17 protein-coding genes are annotated in these 20,221 nt (G+C 44.5%); 10 read left to right on the top strand and 7 right to left on the bottom strand.

Annotated features, from left to right (window positions below):
- The first annotated feature begins 46 nt into the window (after positions 1-46).
- The 4 genes from AB7U21_RS03615 (at position 47) to AB7U21_RS03600 (ending at position 3,354) form a co-directional block, all read left to right on the top strand.
- A complete protein-coding gene (locus AB7U21_RS03615; RefSeq protein ID WP_333787262.1) occupies positions 47-781 on the top strand; it encodes a fumarylacetoacetate hydrolase family protein in 735 nt (244 codons plus the stop codon).
- A complete protein-coding gene (locus AB7U21_RS03610) occupies positions 781-1,080 on the top strand; it encodes a hypothetical protein (protein WP_333787261.1) in 300 nt (99 codons plus the stop codon). Before AB7U21_RS03615 ends, AB7U21_RS03610 begins: the two co-directional genes overlap by 1 nt.
- 154 nt (positions 1,081-1,234) lie before the next feature.
- Positions 1,235-2,944: a glutamate--tRNA ligase gene (locus AB7U21_RS03605; protein WP_333787260.1), complete on the top strand. Its 1,710-nt coding sequence runs from the start codon at positions 1,235-1,237 to the stop codon at positions 2,942-2,944.
- Positions 2,945-3,168: 224 nt separating this feature from the next.
- On the top strand, positions 3,169-3,354 hold the full coding sequence (locus AB7U21_RS03600; protein ID WP_298682378.1) for a hypothetical protein: 186 nt from the start codon (positions 3,169-3,171) through the stop codon (positions 3,352-3,354).
- Positions 3,355-3,754: 400 nt separating this feature from the next.
- On the opposite strand, the gene AB7U21_RS03595 is transcribed toward AB7U21_RS03600, so the two are convergent.
- Positions 3,755-4,597: a hypothetical protein gene (locus tag AB7U21_RS03595; RefSeq protein WP_333787258.1), complete on the bottom strand. Its 843-nt coding sequence runs from the start codon at positions 4,595-4,597 to the stop codon at positions 3,755-3,757.
- 81 nt (positions 4,598-4,678) lie between these two features.
- On the opposite strand from AB7U21_RS03595, the gene AB7U21_RS03590 reads away from it, so the two are divergent.
- Positions 4,679-5,245, top strand: a complete 567-nt coding sequence (locus AB7U21_RS03590) for a hypothetical protein (RefSeq protein ID WP_333787257.1) — start codon at positions 4,679-4,681, stop codon at positions 5,243-5,245.
- Between the two features lie 369 nt (positions 5,246-5,614).
- On the opposite strand, the gene AB7U21_RS03585 is transcribed toward AB7U21_RS03590, so the two are convergent.
- Both AB7U21_RS03585 and AB7U21_RS03580 read right to left on the bottom strand, forming a co-directional pair.
- On the bottom strand, positions 5,615-6,430 hold the full coding sequence (locus AB7U21_RS03585; RefSeq protein ID WP_428387064.1) for a DUF169 domain-containing protein: 816 nt from the start codon (positions 6,428-6,430) through the stop codon (positions 5,615-5,617).
- Between the two features lie 34 nt (positions 6,431-6,464).
- On the bottom strand, positions 6,465-7,130 hold the full coding sequence (locus tag AB7U21_RS03580; protein ID WP_428387062.1) for a flavodoxin family protein: 666 nt from the start codon (positions 7,128-7,130) through the stop codon (positions 6,465-6,467).
- A 337-nt stretch (positions 7,131-7,467) separates the two neighbouring features.
- Between AB7U21_RS03580 and AB7U21_RS03575 the strand changes: the two genes are divergently transcribed.
- From AB7U21_RS03575 to AB7U21_RS03565, 3 genes are all read left to right on the top strand, one after another.
- Entirely contained in the window at positions 7,468-10,851 is a 3,384-nt protein-coding gene (locus tag AB7U21_RS03575; RefSeq protein WP_428387060.1) for a PGF-pre-PGF domain-containing protein, read from the top strand.
- Between the two features lie 382 nt (positions 10,852-11,233).
- Positions 11,234-13,495, top strand: coding sequence for a DNA topoisomerase I (locus AB7U21_RS03570; RefSeq protein WP_428387058.1), 2,262 nt, complete (start codon positions 11,234-11,236; stop codon positions 13,493-13,495).
- A 12-nt stretch (positions 13,496-13,507) separates the two neighbouring features.
- Entirely contained in the window at positions 13,508-14,749 is a 1,242-nt protein-coding gene (locus AB7U21_RS03565; protein WP_333787252.1) for an MBL fold metallo-hydrolase, read from the top strand.
- Position 14,750: 1 nt separating this feature from the next.
- Here the strand turns inward: AB7U21_RS03565 and AB7U21_RS03560 are convergent, their stop codons facing one another.
- The gene (locus AB7U21_RS03560; RefSeq protein ID WP_333787251.1) at positions 14,751-15,356 is read right to left on the bottom strand and encodes a tetratricopeptide repeat protein; all 606 of its coding nucleotides are present in this window, start codon (positions 15,354-15,356) and stop codon (positions 14,751-14,753) included.
- A 263-nt stretch (positions 15,357-15,619) separates the two neighbouring features.
- Between AB7U21_RS03560 and AB7U21_RS03555 the strand changes: the two genes are divergently transcribed.
- On the top strand, positions 15,620-16,447 hold the full coding sequence (locus AB7U21_RS03555) for a DUF1638 domain-containing protein (RefSeq protein WP_428387055.1): 828 nt from the start codon (positions 15,620-15,622) through the stop codon (positions 16,445-16,447).
- A 23-nt stretch (positions 16,448-16,470) separates the two neighbouring features.
- Here the strand turns inward: AB7U21_RS03555 and AB7U21_RS03550 are convergent, their stop codons facing one another.
- Complete coding sequence (locus AB7U21_RS03550; protein WP_428387053.1) at positions 16,471-16,986, bottom strand: hypothetical protein; 516 nt, start codon at positions 16,984-16,986, stop codon at positions 16,471-16,473.
- Entirely contained in the window at positions 16,979-17,602 is a 624-nt protein-coding gene (mobA, locus tag AB7U21_RS03545) for a molybdenum cofactor guanylyltransferase (protein ID WP_428387051.1), read from the bottom strand. Before mobA ends, AB7U21_RS03550 begins: the two co-directional genes overlap by 8 nt.
- A 126-nt stretch (positions 17,603-17,728) precedes the next feature.
- Here mobA and AB7U21_RS03540 point away from each other — a divergent pair, with 126 nt between their 5' ends.
- Entirely contained in the window at positions 17,729-18,280 is a 552-nt protein-coding gene (locus tag AB7U21_RS03540) for a ferredoxin domain-containing protein (RefSeq protein ID WP_428387049.1), read from the top strand.
- Positions 18,281-18,283: 3 nt separating this feature from the next.
- Here AB7U21_RS03540 and AB7U21_RS03535 read toward each other — a convergent pair.
- Positions 18,284-20,221 (bottom strand): DUF460 domain-containing protein (locus tag AB7U21_RS03535; protein ID WP_428387047.1); only part of this gene is annotated, 1,938 nt, incomplete at its 5' end.

Genomic DNA, 20,221 nt, shown 5'->3' with positions numbered 1-20,221 from the left:
TTCTGACACTTACTCTTATCTACAATGAGAACGAATCCTTAGCCATATGCTGGGTCGTTTCAGGTACAGGGATGAAACCTTTTATGGAAATGTGGATGGGAACAAAGTAATCGGAAAAGGTAATGTTGAAGGCAAGGTCTTCGAACTTTCCGAACTGAACATTCTTCCCCCCGCTGTGCCCACAAAGATAATATGTATTGGCTTAAACTATCATGACCACGCCATTGAGATAAATATGCCTGTACCCAAGGAACCTATACTATTCCTCAAGCCGCCCTCAGCGATCATCGGACACATGGACAAGATTGTCTATCCGCGTGCGAGCGAACAAGTGGATTTTGAAGCGGAGCTGGCAGTGGTCATAGGCAAACGCTGCAAGAACATCAAAATAGGAAATGCAGCTGATGTAATAGCGGGGTATACTTGTTTCAACGATGTCACTGCAAGGGATCTGCAACGCAGGGATGGTCAGTGGACACGTGCTAAAAGCTTTGACACTTTTGCGCCGGTAGGGCCTTTTATAGCACCGGCAGCAAATATAGATCCTGAGAACTTATGCATACGCAGTCGGGTGAACGGTGTGACTAAACAGGATTCCTCCACTTCAAATCTCATTTTTGAAATACCTTATCTGCTTGAGTTCATATCCAACATCATGACACTCGAAGTTGGAGATATCATCGCCACAGGTACTCCTCCTGGCGTAAGTTCTTTCCACCCTGGAGATGTGGTAGAGATAGATATCGAGGGCATAGGCATTCTGAAGAACGAGGTGGTATAATGCTCTTTGATCAGATCGAAAGGGAACTGGACCTATCTGAAAGGCACCTGGTGGTCCTTAAGACCGTTATAGAAAAGGGACCAATAGGCATACTCAAACTCGCTGAAGAAACAGGAATGCCTACACATAAAGTGCGCTATTCACTGAGAGTACTGGAACAGGAACAACTTATCAAGCCGTCTATACAGGGTGCTATAGCAGGTCCTGCTGTGGAGAATTTCCTGAAGGACTTTGAAAAGGACATGGCCAGCCTTCAGGAAATGGTAGCCACTATACTTCGGACAGGAAGGTCTATCTGAGATCTTGAGCTGGAAAGAGGTATATTTTTTATATAATTGTGCTTAATGTACTGGCTCACAGAACATTTACTTTGACTAGTTCCCACTGAACCAAGCCAAAATAATACGCTTCAGATGACACAGAAAGGATATTCTGTACCCTGGGAGGATCCGGATGACATTAACTGATGAGGATAAACAGATCATTGAAAAATATGCACTACAAAATGCCGTGAAATATGGTAAAGCCCCGCAGCTTGCGGCTGTGATGGGCAAGGTTATGGGAGAGTGCACCCATCTGAGAGCCAGTGCAAAGGAAGTATCACCTCTCATACAGGAGATCCTGGAAAGGGTCTCAAAAGAAACTCCTGAACAGTGGCAGGCAAGGCTTGAGGCGCTTGCACCTGAACTTATAGAGGATATGTGTGCTAAAAAGGAGCCTGTAAAGGGCTTGAAACCTCTTGAAGGTGCTGAGTGTGGAAAAGTGGTCATGCGTTTTGCACCCAACCCAAATGGCCCTCCTACGCTGGGCAGCACCCGTGGCATAGTTGTGAACTCCGAATATGTGAAAATGTACGAAGGCAAGCTCATCATCAGGTTCGATGACACAGACCCCCAGACCAAGCGGCCTATGCTTGAGGCATACGACTGGTACCTGGACGACTGCAAGTGGCTGGGTGCTGTGCCTGACCAGGTGGTCATTGCTTCTGACAGGATACCGCTCTATTATAAGTATGCTCGCCAGCTTATCGAGCAGGGCAATGCATACGTGTGCTTCTGTACCAGCGAGGAATTCAAGAACCTTAAGGATGCCAGTGAACCCTGTCCTCACAGAAACACAAGCCCACAGGAAAACCTCATGCACTGGGACAAGATGCTTGCAGGTGAATATGAAGCTAAAGATGCTGTGCTGCGCCTGAAGACCGACATCGGACACAAAGACCCCGCGATAAGGGATTACGGAATATTCCGCATTGTTAAGCAATCCCATCCACGACCGGAAGTCGATGACAAGTATGTGGTCTGGCCCCTTCTGGACTTTGAGGGAGCCATTGAGGACCATGAGCTTGGAACAACGCATATCATCCGGGGGAAGGATCTCATGGACAGCGAGAAGCGCCAGACATACATATACAAGTACCTGGGATGGGAGTACCCCAAAACCCTGCACTGGGGGAGGGTGAAGATGCACGAGTTCGGCAAGTTCAGTACCAGCACCCTGCGCCGTGCCATTGAGGAAGGGGAATACTCCGGCTGGGATGACCCGCGTCTGCCAACCCTCAGAACTATGCGCAGAAGGGGAATACTACCCCAAGCCATCCGCAAGTTCATGATCGAGATGGGAGTGGGCGAGACTGATGTGAGTATCAGTATGGATACACTGTACGCTGAGAACAGGAAAATGGTGGACCCTATTGCCAACAGATACTTCTTCGTCTGGGACCCCGTGGAACTGTCGATAGCTGGTGCAGAGCCACGCACAGTCAAACCGCCGAAACATCCCACTGAGAACAAGGGCCACCGCAGCATCGATGTTGCAGACAGGGTGCTCGTCTGTAAGGGTGACGTGGAGCAGCTTCAGGCCGGCTCACGCATCCGCCTCAAGGACCTGTACAACGTGGAGATCACTTCCGTGGATCCGTTGCAGGCCAAATATATAGGTGATGAGGTAGCCAATCTTAAAAAGGACCGCATGAAGATCATCCACTGGGCACCTGTTGACGGTGTCCCTGTCAAAGTGCTCTCTCCTGACGGCGAGTTTAAAGGCATTGGCGAGAAAATGATCTCAACCGAACTGGACAAGACAGTGCAGTTCGAAAGGTTCGGTTTCTGCAGGATTGACTCTGTGGGCTCTGAGATCGTGGCATACTTCACACACAAGTGATGGGAGGTTAGAACCTCCCCATACTCTTTTCCCAAATAATCTTTCAGTTGCCTTGACCTATGGTCTTGTTTCAAAACCCGTATATTCCATGCTATAGCAGACACTCTGCAATATATTTTATAGATACCGATAGAATGAGCTCCATAACTGCCTATTCTATCCACGAGAACAAAAGTGAAATCCTTATATCCTCACAAACCTTTTCGCATAATAGAGGGTTCTGAATGAACATAATAGTAACTTGCTATAACTGCAGGAAAGAGTTCTTTGCAGCCATTACAAATAACCAATTCGTCAGACGATGCGCCAATTGCTTCAAGCCGAACCGGGTAAGGACAATAATAGATGGAAAGGCTCACGGCGAGGACGAGGTCGCCTCAAAGCTTGAAATTGAGCCTTACGGATCATAATTGTGACCTGACAGCACGATAGTTTCTGTATCAGAACCATCTCTTATTTTTATACTTTTTTGAACTCTCAGATAGCCTCAGGAAAATAAGCTCTGGTCTTTAACGAGTGGCTGGATATTTAAGATCAATGTTTTCGTCCATACACGACAAAATTCGAAGATTTTATCGACTATATTCGATAGCTATATAAATGAGTTGATACGGCCTGCTCAGACCTTTCCGACCCCCAGACAAAAGAGTGCGAGATCAATGGCCTGCTGGCTGGCATGGAACAGTTCAAAATGCAAGAGGGAACTGTTGTTACAGCGGATACTTTTGGTGAGGAGAAGATCGATGGGCTGAGGGTGAGGTATGTGCCGCTGTGGTGGTGGAAGGAGAGAGAATAGTAAGAAATATTAACCTAATTCTTGTTGGTCAATTTATCTGAAATTTGTTTAAAAACCTCTAACATCTTCATTATTTTTGTAGATTCTTCCTGATTCTCTAATGTCACTGTTAACCGAATAGTGCCCTCACTTGATTCCATTACAGCAAGTCCTTTACTGTCAAGACCTTCAGCCCTCTTTATTTTACCATATGAATGCTTTATATGGGATATTTGATCACTAAATAATTCACTGTCTCTATCGATACCAGCTGGATTCGATGTACTTTCAGCAATGTTATCGATTCTTGAGTTTGTCGCTTCATCAAAATATCTACTTCTTTCTGAAGGATTAGAGTGCCTTAAATTGGAAAATTCTATTGAAATGAGCCTTTTTAAAGCATACACAAATTCAATCATAGTATTAGAGCTGTCAGCTAATTCTAACATTTGAATTTTTACGGGCATTTCAACAGCATATTCTCTATAAGCAGATTCTAATGATTCTTTTATTTTTAGGGGTTCTATGTATGTTGCCGTTTTCTCTTCAAAAATTAAATATCCAGATTCAAGTAATACAAACATCGCTTTACCAGCAAAAGGTGGAGTAGGATAGCTCTCATGAGAAATCGTTTTATGTTCAGGGTCGATAATTTGATAAGTATCGCCTAAAGCATATCCATAGAACCCAACCAAACATTTTGTACCATTTATTTTCTTTCTAGTTATATCTAGAAAACTAACAATAGTGTTACTGCCTTTGGAAATTTTTCTGGGATTAGTGTTTTCTAGGACTTTATAAGTATAATCAATTAAATCTAATGCTTTCCCATGGGTTTTCAATAAGACTTCACCAAATGCAAGAGTTAATTTAACCATATTTTTTCCAGCGTCCTAATTTAATTGGCACTATCATAGAGTGGAGATAAATATTTATTAGTTTCTACAATAGAAATTAGTATGTATAAAAGTCAAAAAGAACAAAAAGATGATTTAAAAATATCGTATTTCCTAAAATCATATAGTATTAAAGATATATTATATTCTGATGATTTTCTACTTGCTACTAGTTGTTCAGTTATAGTACTTTTATTGATTGTAAAAATATCTACTGATATTGTTACTTTGGAAAATCGAGAATTTTTTTTGCTCAAAACTAGTGAAGTGATTCTTTCAAATTCAATAGTAATCAACAGTTCCTTGCTAGGAATAATTGTTGCATCCATAGCAATTTTTGCTTCCTTTTCTCGACCAGAAATATTGATGAAAATGTATGAACATAAAAAAGATGAAAGCAGACTTCACCAGTACATTTTGGTACTTTTTTATCCAGCAATACCAGCAATAATTGGTATATTTACCTCATATATTGGACAAATACTACTGATATCTAAATGCACGTATACAATATATGGTTCTTGCATATCTATGTTCTTTACATTTTACTGTATTTTTGGAGTATGGGAATCTATAAAACAAATAGCTAAATCGGTTATTTCGCAGGCTCGAGCTAATATCACAAATTAGAATCCCAAATTAAAATATAGAATTGCTAATATGAAAAATTCAGATAGATTAAATACCAAAAAGAGGTGATGATATGAAGAAAGTGCTCACCTCTTTATATATTGGACTGTTAGCTTTATGTTTGACAGCAATTTCAACCTGTGAATACAAGACAGCAGTCACGACAGAATGAAAAATGTGAAAGGCTTTGTATCGATAAGAACCTCAACTTAAAAAAAGTCACATTTTCATTGATTTACCATCTTTTTCCATTATATCTTACAGAAAACGGACCATACCAAACATCCAGAATACAACTCTACTTCAAAGTATCCTCTTTTAACAGATGCATCTATCCATCCTTAATTTCCATTTGAATGCGATACCTGGCTAAATAGATTCATTTTCACAACTCACATCCTTACTCTCCACCTCGACCCGCTTCTGCGGATATGCCACTTTCCCCCGTTTTCCGATAAAAGACTCATCCACATCAGCCGCCATCTGACGGGCCATGACTGCGGGGATGCCCATGATGAGCAGGTCCGCAGGAAGCCAGAGGTTACCTGTGGGATCGGTGGGACCGACGTAAGCGGAATCCTTTGGTGCATGCCCGGCCATGCCTGCCGGGAAGGTTATCATCATGGCACAGGTGGCTCCTGCCGGAATAAGCGTCCTGAAGAAGGGATCGGAACTATTGAACTGTGCAAGTCCGCACAGGTTCCTGATCTGCTCGGCGCCTGCAAAGAGGATCAATGATCTGATACTTTCCGGAGCGATGTCATCTGTGCATGGCGCTATGACAATATATCTGCCCGGAGGAGTTATTTTCCCGGCGCGCTCCTTCTGCTCGTCGAACAGTTCCGGCGTGGCCTTCAGATGTTCAGCAGCACCACCACGAAAATCCGGTGTGCCCACGGTCACGAAGTATTTCAGTTTCGGATGCGGTTCTGCAAACCCCATCCATAAGAGCCCCCCGGCGCAGCACTGCTCATGGCCTGCCTCTATGTAGACCGGCGGCGTATCATCAATTATGGCAGCAGTGTAGGCAACTTTAGCTATGCAGCGGTCTATCTTATATGAGGGCACAGCCCCGCCAGGTATCTCGTCCGTACCGTATACACACAGCGGGCGCAGCTTCAGCCTCCCGGCCTCCGCAAGCTTCTTTCCCAGTTCCCCGACAGCCAGCATGTCCTTTTTATTCATGTGATCACCCCACTCATGTTATACTCACATGTGCTTACAGCCAGCCCTTTGCGATCCAGTGGTCCACGTTATGCGGCCACTCCTCTTTGTTTGCAATGATGACATGCCTGAAACCCTCTCTCCATGCCTGATGGAGAGCTTCCTGCTCAGGATATTTGCGTTTCTCGCGTATAGCTTCCACGAGGTCCCTGCCCATCTCATACGACTTCCCTATGGCAGCTTCCATACCCAATGGACCCTGAGCCATTGTGCAGCCCACACCACCGGTGAACTTGCCGCCGCACATCTTCATAAACCCATTCATAACATCAAGCACAAAATTCACATCACGACTGCCAGCAGTAGTTAAAGAAAAGCCGTACTTTCCGTCAAAGAGCTGCTCATGGGTAACACGAGGACTCCTGTCGAACAATGTCTTAAGCTGCGCAGTCACATTGATCATGTAATTAGGACTGCTCCAGATGATACCATCCGCAGACAGCAGTTTTTCCAGCACTTCGTTGTAAGTATCTTTAATGGGACATACTCCGGTCTTATGACATACGTTGCATGCTGTGCAATATTTGATCTTCAGTTTAGCAACATCAATGATCTCAGTCTCTGCTCCTGCTGCTGCAACTCCGTCCAGGGCCGCATTCACAAGCTTCAGTGTATTGCTATTCTTGCCTCTGGGGCTTGATATTATCGCAATAATCTTCATGTTACCAATCCTTAAGTTCTAAACCAACGTCTCAAATCTGTACGTTCTGCTTGATAAATCCATAGCATAAGATGTGCATAGCAGGATATTGCCACATAATATCGCAAAAAGATCGTTCTCATTTTGTTTAGCCCCTTAAGGAATATCTCTGATCTTCCAGCATCGTTAGAAAAGGCTCTGGATATCCTACACATGAAATATATATTTAACTAAAAATATATAAATAGAGCTTTTTGTTTTTAGAACGGATTTATATATAATAAGAATATAATATACTTAGATGAATAAAAATATGCGTATTCACAGGTCTCTCTGATTTATGGAACGGGTGATGTAAATGCGGATCAAGTTGAAAGAAGTAATTCACGTGGGTATGATATTGATCATTTTAATGATCACAACCGGAACTTTTCCTGCCCTTGGAGCTAATGTGGAACTGGTAAGCCACCTTGGCGGAAACAATTATGATGTTGCAGTAGCGGGTAATTATGCATATCTCGGACAGGGACAGGATCTTGTAGTCCTGAATATCACTGATGACACAAAACCATTGGAAGAGGGAAGAATAGCTACCCCCTCGATAGTATATGGCATCACAGTATCAGGCGACCATGCTTATGTTGCCAATGGGGACAGCGGTCTTACGGTCCTGAACATCACCAATGCCTCTTCACCCCGGATAATAGGAAATAATACTACAGGTGGCATTGCATATAGTGTTGAAATATCAGGGGAACACGCTTTTGTGATCACCAGTAATGGACTTTCGATAATGGACATAAGTGATCCATCGTCTCCTGAACTTATAAGCAGTTATGGCACTGATGAGATGAGCGGTATCGCCATATCAGAAGGCTACGCATATGTGATCAGCAAAGGAGAGCTGGATGGTGAGGATTACTATAGCCTGCGCATCCTGAATGTAGCCGATCCGAAAGCACCGAGGCTTACAGGCAGTTATGACATAGGAGAAGGAGGAAGTGTGGCTGTGGAAGGGGACTATGCTTATGTGTCCTCCGGCAGTGGCATTTTAATAATAGATATAACCGATCCGGAAGAAACATTATTTGCTGGCAGTTATGAGACAGGAGATATTGTATCTGACATTGTGGTCTCAGGAAACCATGCTTACTTAACTGGCTACAGCCTGTCGATCCTGGATATCACAGACCCGGAAGCAGCAGCACTTGTAGGCAGTTATGATATAGGTGATGCACAGGATGTAGCTGTAGCGGAGGGGCATGCCTACGTGATCAGTGCCGTGGACGGCAGCAGTACTGGCCTTCTCATAATAGATATCACTGATCCTGCAGCACTTGTGGCCACAGGCACTTACAGCACCACCTGTAATGCATATGATATCAAAGCCTCTGATAATTATGCCTACGTTGCCGATTATAACAATGGACTTGTCATCGTTAACATCACCGACCCCGCAGCACTAAGAATTGAAGGAAGTATTGACACTGCAGGCCATGCATATGATATAGATGTGGCAGGAAATTATGCCTACATGGCAAACAGCGGTCTTACGATCCTGAACATCACCGATCCGAAATTACCACAGATCGAAAGCAGTTATTATAATGATTCCTATGACGTTGCAGGTGTTGCAGTAAAAGACAATTATGCCTACATGGCAAGTGTTTTCGGAGGCCTGCTGATAGTTAATACCACCGACCCGGCAGCTCCGGTCTATGCAGGCAGCTATGCTACCGATGATGCACAGAGTGTTGACATATCAGGCAACTACGCCTATATAGCCAACGGTTTCAGTGGCCTTTTTGTTGTCGATATCAGCGATCCTGCTGCTCCTGCCTATGTGAGCCATTATGATACCTCCGGATACGCAAATGACGTTGCTGTGGCAGACGACTATGCATACATAGCTGATGGCAGCAATGGCCTCGTGGTCCTTAATATCACAACTCCCGCGTCACCAAGACTTGCCAGTAGTTACGACACTGTTGGTTATGCAAATGACATAGTTATAACAGAAGATCTTACATACATAGCAGCCAGTGATAGCGGACTTGTGGTCGTGGATATAAGTGACCCGACAGCACCAACGTTTGCAGGCAATTATACTACAGAGAATGCTTTTGGTGTTGCCTCATCAGAAGAGAATGCACTTGTGGCAGATTACAATAATGGCCTTTTTGTTCTTCAGATGCACGACACCACACCACCGGCATCTGTGACCAAACTCAAAGAAAGTAATGTCGGCCCAAGCTGGATAAGATGGACATGGATAAACCCCACTGACCCGGATTTCAGCCATGCTATGGTATACATTGATGATAGATTTGTCACAAACACATCCGATACATATTATAATTCAACAAAGCTGGCTGAAGGAACCACACACAATATAGGCATTAGAACTGTGGATACTTCCGGCAATATCAACCCGATAATGGTGAACGATACAGCAAAAACTGCGGACAGGACAGCACCTGCATCTGTAACAGGCCTTAAGGAGATTGCGGTGGGTCCAGAGTGGATCAGCTGGAACTGGGCAAATCCAGCTGATGCAGACTTCAATCATGTGAAAGTATATCTTAACGGCACGTTTATCACAGATACGGCCGGTAAGTCCGTCAGTTCCTACAATGCAACAGGACTTTCTGATGGAACTACCTATACGATAAGTATACTGACGGTCGATGATTCCGGGAACATGAATCCTATCCGGGTAAACGACTCAGCGACCACATTAAAGCTTCCACAGCTCTCTGGCCTCTCCGGAACGAACATTACCACTAACTCCATAACACTTGTATGGCAAGCTTCCGGCGATACCACGAATGTGGAAATAAGCCAGAATGACAGCGTTCTTACAACTGTGAGCGGATCAAACTCTTATGTGGCCACTGATCTGAACAGTGATACGACTTATTATTATACCCTGGTCCCGTTCAATAAAGATGGGCTGAAAGGTAAAGCAGTAATTATCAGCCTTACCACATCCTCTTCCGATAGTAGCGGAGGAGGAAGCAGTACCACAAAAAGTAGCAGTAGTGGTGGGGGCGGCGGTGCCGGAAGCACAGAGGACTTTGAAAATGTAGCATTGAAGGATGTTGCAAATGCATATTTGATAATGGATGCCAACGTTACCTATGAATTCACAAGGGAAGGCAATCCCATCCAGTCCATTAGCTTCTATTCCCTTAAGAACTCAGGTGAGATCACTTCTACCATAGAGGTCCTGAACAACAGGTCAAAGCTGGTGAACAGTGATCCGGAAGGACTCATATATAAATATATGAACATCTGGGTAGGCAAATCGGGCTTTGCCACTGAAGCCAATATCAAGGACCCGAGAATAAAGTTCAAAGTAGATGCGTCCTGGATAGAGGATATGGGAATAAGCCCTGCGGAGATTAAGTTGCAGAGATATAATGGATATGCATGGGAAATGTTACCTACCACCCTGCTAAGCAGCTCTGCCGATTATATTCTATTTGAATCTGAAACACCTGGATTTTCACCATTTGCTATTACAGCTGGAGAGGTATCAGGATCATCAACTGATGATGATGATAGTAGATTAGAGGCAACTGGCTCCGAAAAGTTTTTGAACAATCCCCTTGGAACAGGAAATGCCGATCTGGAGAAAACAATACCGAAAAAGAACAGAACGTGGACATTGATATTAGTTTTCCTGGTTGGAGGGATCTTTGCAATTGGATACGAATATCTGAAGAAGCAGAGGAATTGATAAGTTCAACCCCTGTACGGAACTGCAGGGGATCTTTCAGCAGGATCTGGCTATTCCAGCCTTATCCTTTTTTTCTACTAATTTGCCCTGGATATGGAACAGCCATCCAAAAAATGACTGGTATCAACAAAAACTACTTATAAACTTTTTTGTTAGTTACAGGCTTTTGCACTTAGCTTTTCGGCAGTAATTTTCATCTCCACAGTATAGGAAATCGTTGATAGTAAAGAGATAAAAAAGATATTTTCTTCTTAATGCCTGCGATAGATATATTTATAGGGATGCTTTTAAGATAACCAGTTATTAGTTTAAAATGAATTATATATAAATAAGTTCCAGATCCATGTGGGATGGGTGGGACAAAATTCCAAATGGAGATAGAATGCACCTTATTATAGCAGAAAAGCATATCGCAGCAAAAAGAATAGCAAACATCCTTTCTGCAGGGAAGCTCAGCCAGGTGCGTGTGAACGGGGTGGATACATATCAGCTCCAGGCTGAGGACGGGAAAAAAGTTTTTATAGGGTTAAGCGGACACATTGTGAAACTGGATTTTCCCAGATCCTATAACAACTGGCAGAAGGTCGAAGCAAAGGAACTTGTAGATGCAGATATTATTACCGTTTCCACAGAAGCGCGAATCGTAGCTGCACTTAAGAAATTAGGAAAAGAAGCAACAAGGGTCACAATTGCAACTGACTATGACCGTGAAGGGGAGCTCATTGGCGTGGAAGCCCTGGACATAATCCGGGAGATAAATCCGGATGTACATTCTGACAGGGTACATTACAGTGCTATCACCCCTAAAGAGATAATAGATGCATTCGAGAATGTATCAAATATCGATTTCAATCTTGCGGATGCAGGCCATTCACGGCAGGTCATCGATCTTGTGTGGGGAGCTTCCCTGACACGTTTCATATCCCTTGCTGCAGGAAGGCTCGGTAAGTTATTCCTCTCGGTGGGCAGGGTCCAGTCCCCCACCTTAGCGCTTATAGTTGACAAGGAAAGAGAAAGAGAAGCCTTCGAGATCAAGTCATACTGGGAATTGTATGCACAGCTTAAGGACAAAAAAGGAAATGATTTTACAGTCCAGCATGTCAACAGACGCTTCTGGGAAAAACAAGAAGTGGATACTTTAGTCTCCAAATTGGGGAAAAAAGCCGTCATCAGCGAAGTTGTAACATCAACCAAAAAGGATAAGCCGCCTATTCCGTTCAACACCACAGAGTTCATTACAGCGGCAAGTTCCCTGGGCTTTACACCTGCCAGCGCCATGCGTGTCGCAGAGGCACTGTACATACAGGGTTTCATATCATATCCCAGAACTGATAATACTGTATATCCTGCCACCCTTGACCTCAGGGACATGATCGAAGTATTTGCCAGAGGTACATTCAAGGAATATGCAGAAAAATTGCTTGCAAAAGAAACACTTGAACCCACAAGGGGTAAAAAAGAAACTACCGACCATCCGCCTATATACCCGGCATCACTTGCAAAGAAATCAGAACTGAACGAGCAGGAGTGGAAAATATATGAGCTGGTGGTAAGGCGCTTCTTTGCAACTTTTGCAGAACCAGCTGTATGGGAAACCATCAAAGCTAAGTTTGACATCAGTTCTGAAGAGTTCAGCGCCACCGGGGCCAGGCTTGTAGAAGCCGGCTGGAGATGGTACTATCCTTATAATGCACCAGAGGACAGGCTCCTTCCTGCATTGAAAGAAGGAGATGAACTTACAGTCCGGGAAATTGAAGTACAGGATAAGGAAACACAGCCGCCGGGAAGGTATGGCCAGGGACGGCTTATCCGCATTATGGAGGAGCTGGGCCTGGGCACAAAAGCAACCAGACACGAGATCATTAGTAAATTATATTCCAGAGCATATGTGCATGGTAATCCCTTGCAGCCGACAAAAACAGCATATGCGGTCGTTGAGGCCCTTGAGAGATATGCTCCCACCATATCAAAGTCTGAAATGACCAGCAGGCTTGAAGCAGATATGGACAGGATAGCAGAGGGCCAGATCCCTGAGGAGGAGGTGCTTCAGGAGTCCAGGGAAATGCTGAATTCTCTGTTCAATGACCTTGAGAAGAACAAAGACAACATAACGGAATCCCTGAGGGCTGGACTAAGAGAAGATAAAGTTATAGGCACCTGCTCAAAATGCGGATCTGTCCTTATGGTAATGAGATCAAAGAAAGGGTCCAGGTTCATAGGTTGTCAGGGTTATCCGGAATGCAGTTTTTCCCTGCCTCTGCCAAGGAGCGGACATGTAGTGGTCACTGACAAGCTATGCGAGGAGCATGGCCTGTACCACATTCGTGTGATCGCAGAAGGAAAAAGACCCTGGAACCTGGGATGTCCTCACTGCAACTTCAATGAATGGCAAAGGTCCCAGCAGGAAAAAGAAGAAGGCACACAAGAACAAAATACAGTCGGAAACACACCTTCGGATGAACAGGGGAAAAGAACAAAAAAGATAACTGATATAAAAGGAATAGGTAAAGTCACTGCCGAAAAACTTGACAATGTGGGTGTTTCAAAGGTGGAGGACCTGGTAAGCAGGGATGCAGAAGAGCTGGCAAAGCTTACTAATATATCCATCAATAAAATAAGAGAGTGGCAGGAAAATATTGTTTGAAAGGTGTGGATCATGAAACTTAGGTTCTTGGGAGCTTGCAGGGAAGTCGGGCGATCAGCTTTGCTTCTGGACGATAATGTCATGCTTGATTATGGGATAAAAATGGCTGAACCACCTGAGTATCCTGTCAATGGGGTAAGACCACATGTCGTCCTGTTGTCTCACTGCCACATCGACCATAGTGGCCTCGTACCTAATCTTATGGACCTTGAACCTGACGTATTTATGACCCCGCCCACAGCTGACCTTGCAAATCTGCTGCTCAAAGACAGCCTGAAGATAGCAGATGCCACAGGTGTGGACGCACCCTACGACTCCGGGGACCTTCACACATTTATGTACAAAACAAAGACTGTAGACTATCGTGTTAAGTTCCAGACACATGGTTACAATGTCGAATTCTACGATGCCGGTCATATTCCGGGAGCAGCGTGTATCCATGTAACCTCCAAAAGCGGGGAAAGCCTGCTGTATACGGGAGACATTAACACTTCCGACACCCGCCTTGTATCAGGGGCAGTAGAGCTCCCGCAAGCTGATTACCTGGCGATAGAAAGCACTTACTTCTCAAAAGAGCATACACCCAGAAAAGAAACGGAAGAAGCTTTTATCAGATCCCTTAAAAGCACTCTGGATATAGGAGGTAGCGTAATAATCCCTGCTTTTGCCATAGGCAGGACACAGGAGATGCTGATGTTGCTGGATGCTCATGGCATCAGACCATATGTAGATGGCATGGGGAAGGAAGCATACGAAATAATGATGAAACACCCATCTTACCTGCGTAATCCCACTCACCTGAAGAGGGCATTTGACAATGCCATACCTGTAAAGGGTTCCAAGAGAGACGATGTACCAATGGAATCGTCTGTAATAGTCACTACTTCAGGCATGCTCAACGGAGGACCGGTCATGTACTATCTGGATAAGCTGCACGATGACCCTAAATCCAAGATGATGCTCACGGGCTACCAGGTGGAGGGGACCAACGGTAGGATGGCTATGGACACTGGCATCATCGAGAACAATGGAATATTGCAACACCTGAGGCTCAAACTTGAGCATTATGATTTCTCAGCCCATGCCGGAGACCAGGAACTTAAAGCCATTGTGAAGGAGTTCTGTGACAGAGGTGGAAAAGCTGTATTTACAATGCATGGCGATAACACGGAAGGCTTTGCTGCCTGGATAGAAGAGGAAATGGGTGTCAGGGCTTATGCTCCGGCCCCCGGAGAGGAATTCGACCTTCAGTGAACTATCCTTTCTTTTTTCTGGTGCATCTCTTAAGTCCCTCGATGGCACCGCCGTGTTCGGGATCGATTTCAAGTACCCGTAAAAAACATTTTATAGCTTCATCCATCTGCCCAAGGCTGGAATAGGCCATACCTTTTTTGTACCAGATGACAGCGAATTTATTATCGATCTCCAGTTCTCTGTGCAGCTGGCTATAACAATCTATAGCTTCTTTGTGTTTGCCAACATGAGCCAAAGCTATACCTTTGTTGAACAGCGCATTCTCATTTGACTTATCTGTTTCCAGCACTTTGTCATAACAGAATACAGCTTCATCATACCTTCCAAGGTTAAAAAGAGCTATGCCTTTATTGCACCATACATCCACATCAAGCTTGTTATACTGCAGAGCCCGGTCAAAACACTCAAGGGCTTTATCATGCAGACCGAGATAGGAATAAGCTATCCCTTTATTACCCCATATAAGAGAGAAGAGATCATGGTTCCAGAGAGATGGATCCTCAGAGTGTGATTCCAATATCCTGTCATAACAGGCTATCTTTTCTTCAGGGTCCTCACTGAAGAAACCCTCCTTGAACCAGTAATCATCTACGCTCTGTTCATCCATGACCCTATCCTCTGAACATATGATGATCTTACCCTGACCTCAATAATATACTATCTTTCTGACAATACCGGTTACATAAGCTCGATATTTTTATAAATATAAGATACAGCCGGCTTATAAAACCACCCTTTATATGATTAGAATTATTGTATATATACATGCTCATAGAATCAACAGATGCTATGTTTTAAAGCAGATAAAGATCATTCTGTTAGAAGTTTGAAATATCCAACTTTATATCCGGAGAACATTACATGCCAGTGATGTCGATAATAGCTTGCAGGATACTCGAAGAGGAGCTTTTTCACGTCATATCATTGGAAACTGCCTTTGACTATCTATTAGTTACAGATACAAAGGAAGCCCAGGGTCTCTTCCGGCGTCTTAAAGCAGTCAATATACATTTTGCATCTGTGCCTGAGGATAAGATATCGGAAATGTTGCAGCAGACCAGAAGTTCCTGTAAGAGCAACATTTTTAAGCGGTTATTCATAAATAAACCTCCAGAGGATTTTATATTAGTGGTGCACGTCCTTGAACTGGGACTACACAGGGACCTTACATTGTTGCGCAAAGGAGTATACGCAGCAGTGGAACAAATGTCTGCTTATTCGGATGGCATTCTGTTGTTCTACGGTCTGTGCGGTAATTCCCTGCAAAATATAGAGAAGGACCTGTCACACATCAGATGCCCCATATATCTGTTAAGGGACGGAGAGAGCAACAGAGTCGATGACTGTATAAGCATAGCTCTTGGTGGTAACAGGCAATACGAAGAAGCCTTTGAAGTGTGCAGAGGAAATGGCACACTATTTTTTACTCCTATGTGGGCATCCAACTGGAAAGATCTGGATGCACCGGGAAATAGACAGGAAGATATGGAAACTATATGTGATTCCTTTAAACGGCATCACATCAGCCGCATTGTAAAGATAGAAAAAGGTACACGATACGATCCGACTTTTGAGGAAAACATAAAGAAATTTGCCGATATGTTTGGACTGGAGATCATCTCGATGACCGGGAACGCAGAGATCGTGGAAAGATGTTATTTGGATGCAAAAAACGCCATAAAAAGCGTGTGCAAGTAAAAAACTCTTAAAGCCTCCCTTAACTATGTTCTTGGTATATCATCAATGTGGATCATTTCATTTGCGTCACTGCCTATAAGGCACATCCCTTTTTTGTCCATTGCCCATATCTTGCAAGCCGGCCGCATGTACTGTATAATATTTTCAGAAGGTAAATGATCGATATCAAGGCCGCAGGTTTCCAGAAGGGGATGATCTTCGGGGTTCAGTTCCATTATACTAACTACTTGCCGTAGCAAGCTCAGCAGGTCTTCAATGTTCTCATGGTCCCATGCCTTGATCCTGTTGCATATGATAGGCAGAATACATTCTTGCACACCTTTGTTGGCAAGTATCTTGGAAGCGAGACAGATGGACGCATTATCAGCTTTCGATTCATCATCCGGTCCCCTGAAACAGAAACTGCCCTCTTCGACCATCCGATCGAAATCAAGAGGACATCTGGAGCCTTCAATAGCTTTCATAACAATATCTATGGTAAGATCATAATCATTTGCTATCCTTTTAATAGCCTTATCGATGACCATACATTTATCCATTATAGTAAACCCCCTTTTTAATCATCTGTTCCAGATCTATCGGCGTATTGATGTTGGCAAAGGACACAAGTTCCCTGTCGATGAGCCTGATCATATCCACGCTTATGAATCTGATATCATGTAATTGCGATACTGCAGCCATCACACGATGATCATCCATAAGTATAGATCTTTCTACAACAGGTATCAGCTGTTCTCTATTATAAACTGCATGTAAAGGCTCTTTTCGGCCATCTCTCCATGTCGGGACAGCTGCACCATGGCCAACCGCCTCCTTGAACAAAAGATCGATAACGTCAGGTTGGAGAAAAGGCATATCACAAGCCACCACGAATACATAGTTACCGGATGCTGCCCTCATGCCTTCCAGTATCCCGGCAAGAGGACCTCTCCCCTGATATTTGTCACACAAAAAGACCACACCTTTGACAAATCGTGAGAAGATTTCCTGCTGTTTCTGGTCCCTTACTGAAATGATCACTTCGTCTACCAACGGCTGCAAGACATCTACAGCTTTTTCCAGTAAGGTTTTATCCTTAAAGGTAAGCAAAGCTTTCTCCTGTTCTCCAAGCCTTGTCCCTTTTCCACCAGCCAGTATTAGTGCCGACCTTTGCATTGAACCTCACCGATCATATCAATAGCTAACATCCAAACGTATTATTATAATATTATGCAATATTAGACCTTTCCGTCGATTTTAAGCTTCGTAATACTTAAAATAGATTCCTGCCTAGTTAAAGGCATGATAGAGGATCCTGAACTAGAGTGTATAGGTACCCTTGCCAGGGAGATACTAGTGGCAGCGCGCACCGCACCCAAAGCCAAAGGCAAGGATGACATTGTGACCGGTATCCTTGAGCAAGATGAACAGGAAACGTTGGCCAGATTCATGGAAGGTATGGCAGATGAAAGAGGAGATCACTTCGCATTCTTCAAAAGGGATGCACAGAATATAAGAAAAGCTGATGCTGTGGTGCTCATCGGTCTGCGTAGTGCAGGTGTTGCAGGACTTAACTGTGGGGCTTGTGGCTATAAAGAATGTGATCAGATGCTTGAAGCACAAAAGGTAAAGACAGATTTCAAGGGCCCACAATGTAGTATTAAATATATTGACCTGGGGATCGCTCTGGGATGTGCTGCAGCCAGGGCCAAAGATCTTTGCCTTGACAACAGGATATTCTACAGCGCCGGTACTGCAGCCATTACAGCAGAGATGATAAAGGCCGACATCGCCATAGCAATTCCTTTAAGTGTCAAGGGCAAGAACATTTTCTTTGACCGGAAATGGCCTTAAGTTTCAGGCAAGACCACGCCGCCGCTCACTGCGATATTCTTCGAGCAGGGATGTCAGATGCTGATGTTCCTGGTCGCGCCTCTTTTTCTTTGCATCTTCCTGCCATGCGGACAATGCCTGTTCCAGAACCTTGGGGTCCACAGTAGCGAAATCATCGAACCTTTGAACATCTACATCCTTAAGCAAAGGCACGTTCCCCTGGAAAAAAGCTTCACTGGCCGCATGTGAAATATCATCTTTTACTATCACAGCCCTTATACCTGTTTCCACCAGTATGGCTGCTGTACCGGCAGCACCTCCGCTGGAGTCTTCAAGCAATACAACATCTCCTTTTTTGAGACCATACATGTCCATTGTCTGCTGGATGGCTTCTTTTGTGAATGCTGTCACCACTTTGACAGGCAGGCCCTCGCCTTTGATCTCTTTCTTGCGGATCTGCTTAAGTTTCTTGATATGCTGCCGTGAGTCCTGCAGAGCCTGCTTTAACCTACTGAGCTCTATTCTGAGCCTCGATATCTCAGTATCACGTATCTGTATCTCTTTTTGTTTACGCAGCTCCCGGGATTCGGCTTTCTTCAGCTTATTTATACGACCTTCCATCTCTGCTATGCGTCTTCCCTTCTCCGAATTGGTTTCTTTTAACTCCTGCACGTATTCCTTGAGGTCATGTATCATATCGTTCTTCTGTCTTATCAGCTCCTGAAGCCTTTTTACCTGCTCATCTACATCGATGCTCACTCCTGTTGCAGGGGCAGCTTCAGATCTGACAGGAACGCGAACAGCGGTTACTTTCTCTATTGCCTCCTCTATAGGATCACCATTAATGACATGGTACTTAATCAGGTCCAGGTCTGCAAACCGCGGAGCCTTTTTCTCCACTCTGCTGAAAATATTCTTGTAATTACGATAGCTATTAATAGCAGCAGCAAGGGAATCCCTTTCATGGTCATTGGAATAACCGAAAGGTCTTGCCATGGCGATCTTTTCTTCAGCACGCAGCTCAGTACCAGGAGTTCCCAATATAGCCTTGAAACTGCGGCGGACCTTCTCCACAGCCGCAGGTGTCGGATAGACATCTGTTGCAACAATAGCAGGCTTTCCGTGATCTGATATCAGCTTGACTACCTGATCATGGGACATACCTCTGAAACTGTTTGAAAAAAGCAGATCACCGTCTAGAGACAGAATGGCTATTCCCACCGTGGTGCCGGGATCAATGCCAACGATAGTGTATTTACGTTTGGATGGAGTGAGAGGGATATACTTGATCTTATCTCGTTCAACACTGCGGATGATTACCTGCACATCTGCATTAATGGAAGGATGCACTGGTATTTTCTCACGATTGCTATTGACTATGAACTCGGTGCGCACATAGCCACCGAAACCCTCTATGGACTTAGAAGTAAAAGTAACGCCCGTATCTTTGGAGAACTTACGCAGGATCTGCTCTATCAGCCGGCTTTTTTCTTTTACGGCACCATGGACCTTCCGTCTGTATCTGTTCTGGCTCCACCCGCCTCTTCCCAGAGACCTTGCCCTGCTGACCTTGATCCTTGTAACATCTTCGAACAGAGAAACCTCACATCCTACACTCATAGCTGCGAGGCGGGCACATGCTTCAGCTTCATCTCCGGGACTGAACTGGTTCATGGAAATACCATGCTCCTGTGCAAGCTTCAGGAGAGGCTGCTGATGCAGGCCGCCTGTTACCTGTATAAGCCTTGTGGAGTCAGGCAGTTTATCAAGAAAACGGATGAGCTCATCCTTATCAGGAGCGAGCTCGAATATGTTATCCACGGCGATATAATCAGGCTTATCCTCCTTTACCATTTTTAGGATACGGCTCCTGCTGACCATGCTGTGGCGTTGCACCTGGCCTTCTTTAAGGATGGCCACAGCATACTTGGGTATCGCCTGTGCCCTGGAGGAGCCTTTTGC

Origin of the sequence: Methanomethylovorans sp., assembly GCF_050177135.1 — an archaeon.
In the GTDB taxonomy this organism is placed as follows: Archaea; Halobacteriota; Methanosarcinia; order Methanosarcinales; family Methanosarcinaceae; genus Methanomethylovorans.
Note: the sequence above shows the minus strand (reverse complement) of the source record. Positions and strands in the feature narration are given on the sequence as shown.

Coding starts and splice junctions, on each gene's coding strand:
- AB7U21_RS03615 (WP_333787262.1), top strand. CDS start 47: ATGCTGGGTCGTTTCAGGTACAGGGATGAAACCTTTTATGGAAATGTG.
- AB7U21_RS03610 (WP_333787261.1), top strand. CDS start 781: ATGCTCTTTGATCAGATCGAAAGGGAACTGGACCTATCTGAAAGGCAC.
- AB7U21_RS03605 (WP_333787260.1), top strand. CDS start 1,235: ATGACATTAACTGATGAGGATAAACAGATCATTGAAAAATATGCACTA.
- AB7U21_RS03600 (WP_298682378.1), top strand. CDS start 3,169: ATGAACATAATAGTAACTTGCTATAACTGCAGGAAAGAGTTCTTTGCA.
- AB7U21_RS03595 (WP_333787258.1), bottom strand. CDS start 4,597: ATGGTTAAATTAACTCTTGCATTTGGTGAAGTCTTATTGAAAACCCAT.
- AB7U21_RS03590 (WP_333787257.1), top strand. CDS start 4,679: ATGTATAAAAGTCAAAAAGAACAAAAAGATGATTTAAAAATATCGTAT.
- AB7U21_RS03585 (WP_428387064.1), bottom strand. CDS start 6,430: ATGAATAAAAAGGACATGCTGGCTGTCGGGGAACTGGGAAAGAAGCTT.
- AB7U21_RS03580 (WP_428387062.1), bottom strand. CDS start 7,130: ATGAAGATTATTGCGATAATATCAAGCCCCAGAGGCAAGAATAGCAAT.
- AB7U21_RS03575 (WP_428387060.1), top strand. CDS start 7,468: ATGCGGATCAAGTTGAAAGAAGTAATTCACGTGGGTATGATATTGATC.
- AB7U21_RS03570 (WP_428387058.1), top strand. CDS start 11,234: ATGCACCTTATTATAGCAGAAAAGCATATCGCAGCAAAAAGAATAGCA.
- AB7U21_RS03565 (WP_333787252.1), top strand. CDS start 13,508: ATGAAACTTAGGTTCTTGGGAGCTTGCAGGGAAGTCGGGCGATCAGCT.
- AB7U21_RS03560 (WP_333787251.1), bottom strand. CDS start 15,356: ATGGATGAACAGAGCGTAGATGATTACTGGTTCAAGGAGGGTTTCTTC.
- AB7U21_RS03555 (WP_428387055.1), top strand. CDS start 15,620: ATGTCGATAATAGCTTGCAGGATACTCGAAGAGGAGCTTTTTCACGTC.
- AB7U21_RS03550 (WP_428387053.1), bottom strand. CDS start 16,986: ATGGATAAATGTATGGTCATCGATAAGGCTATTAAAAGGATAGCAAAT.
- mobA (WP_428387051.1), bottom strand. CDS start 17,602: ATGCAAAGGTCGGCACTAATACTGGCTGGTGGAAAAGGGACAAGGCTT.
- AB7U21_RS03540 (WP_428387049.1), top strand. CDS start 17,729: ATGATAGAGGATCCTGAACTAGAGTGTATAGGTACCCTTGCCAGGGAG.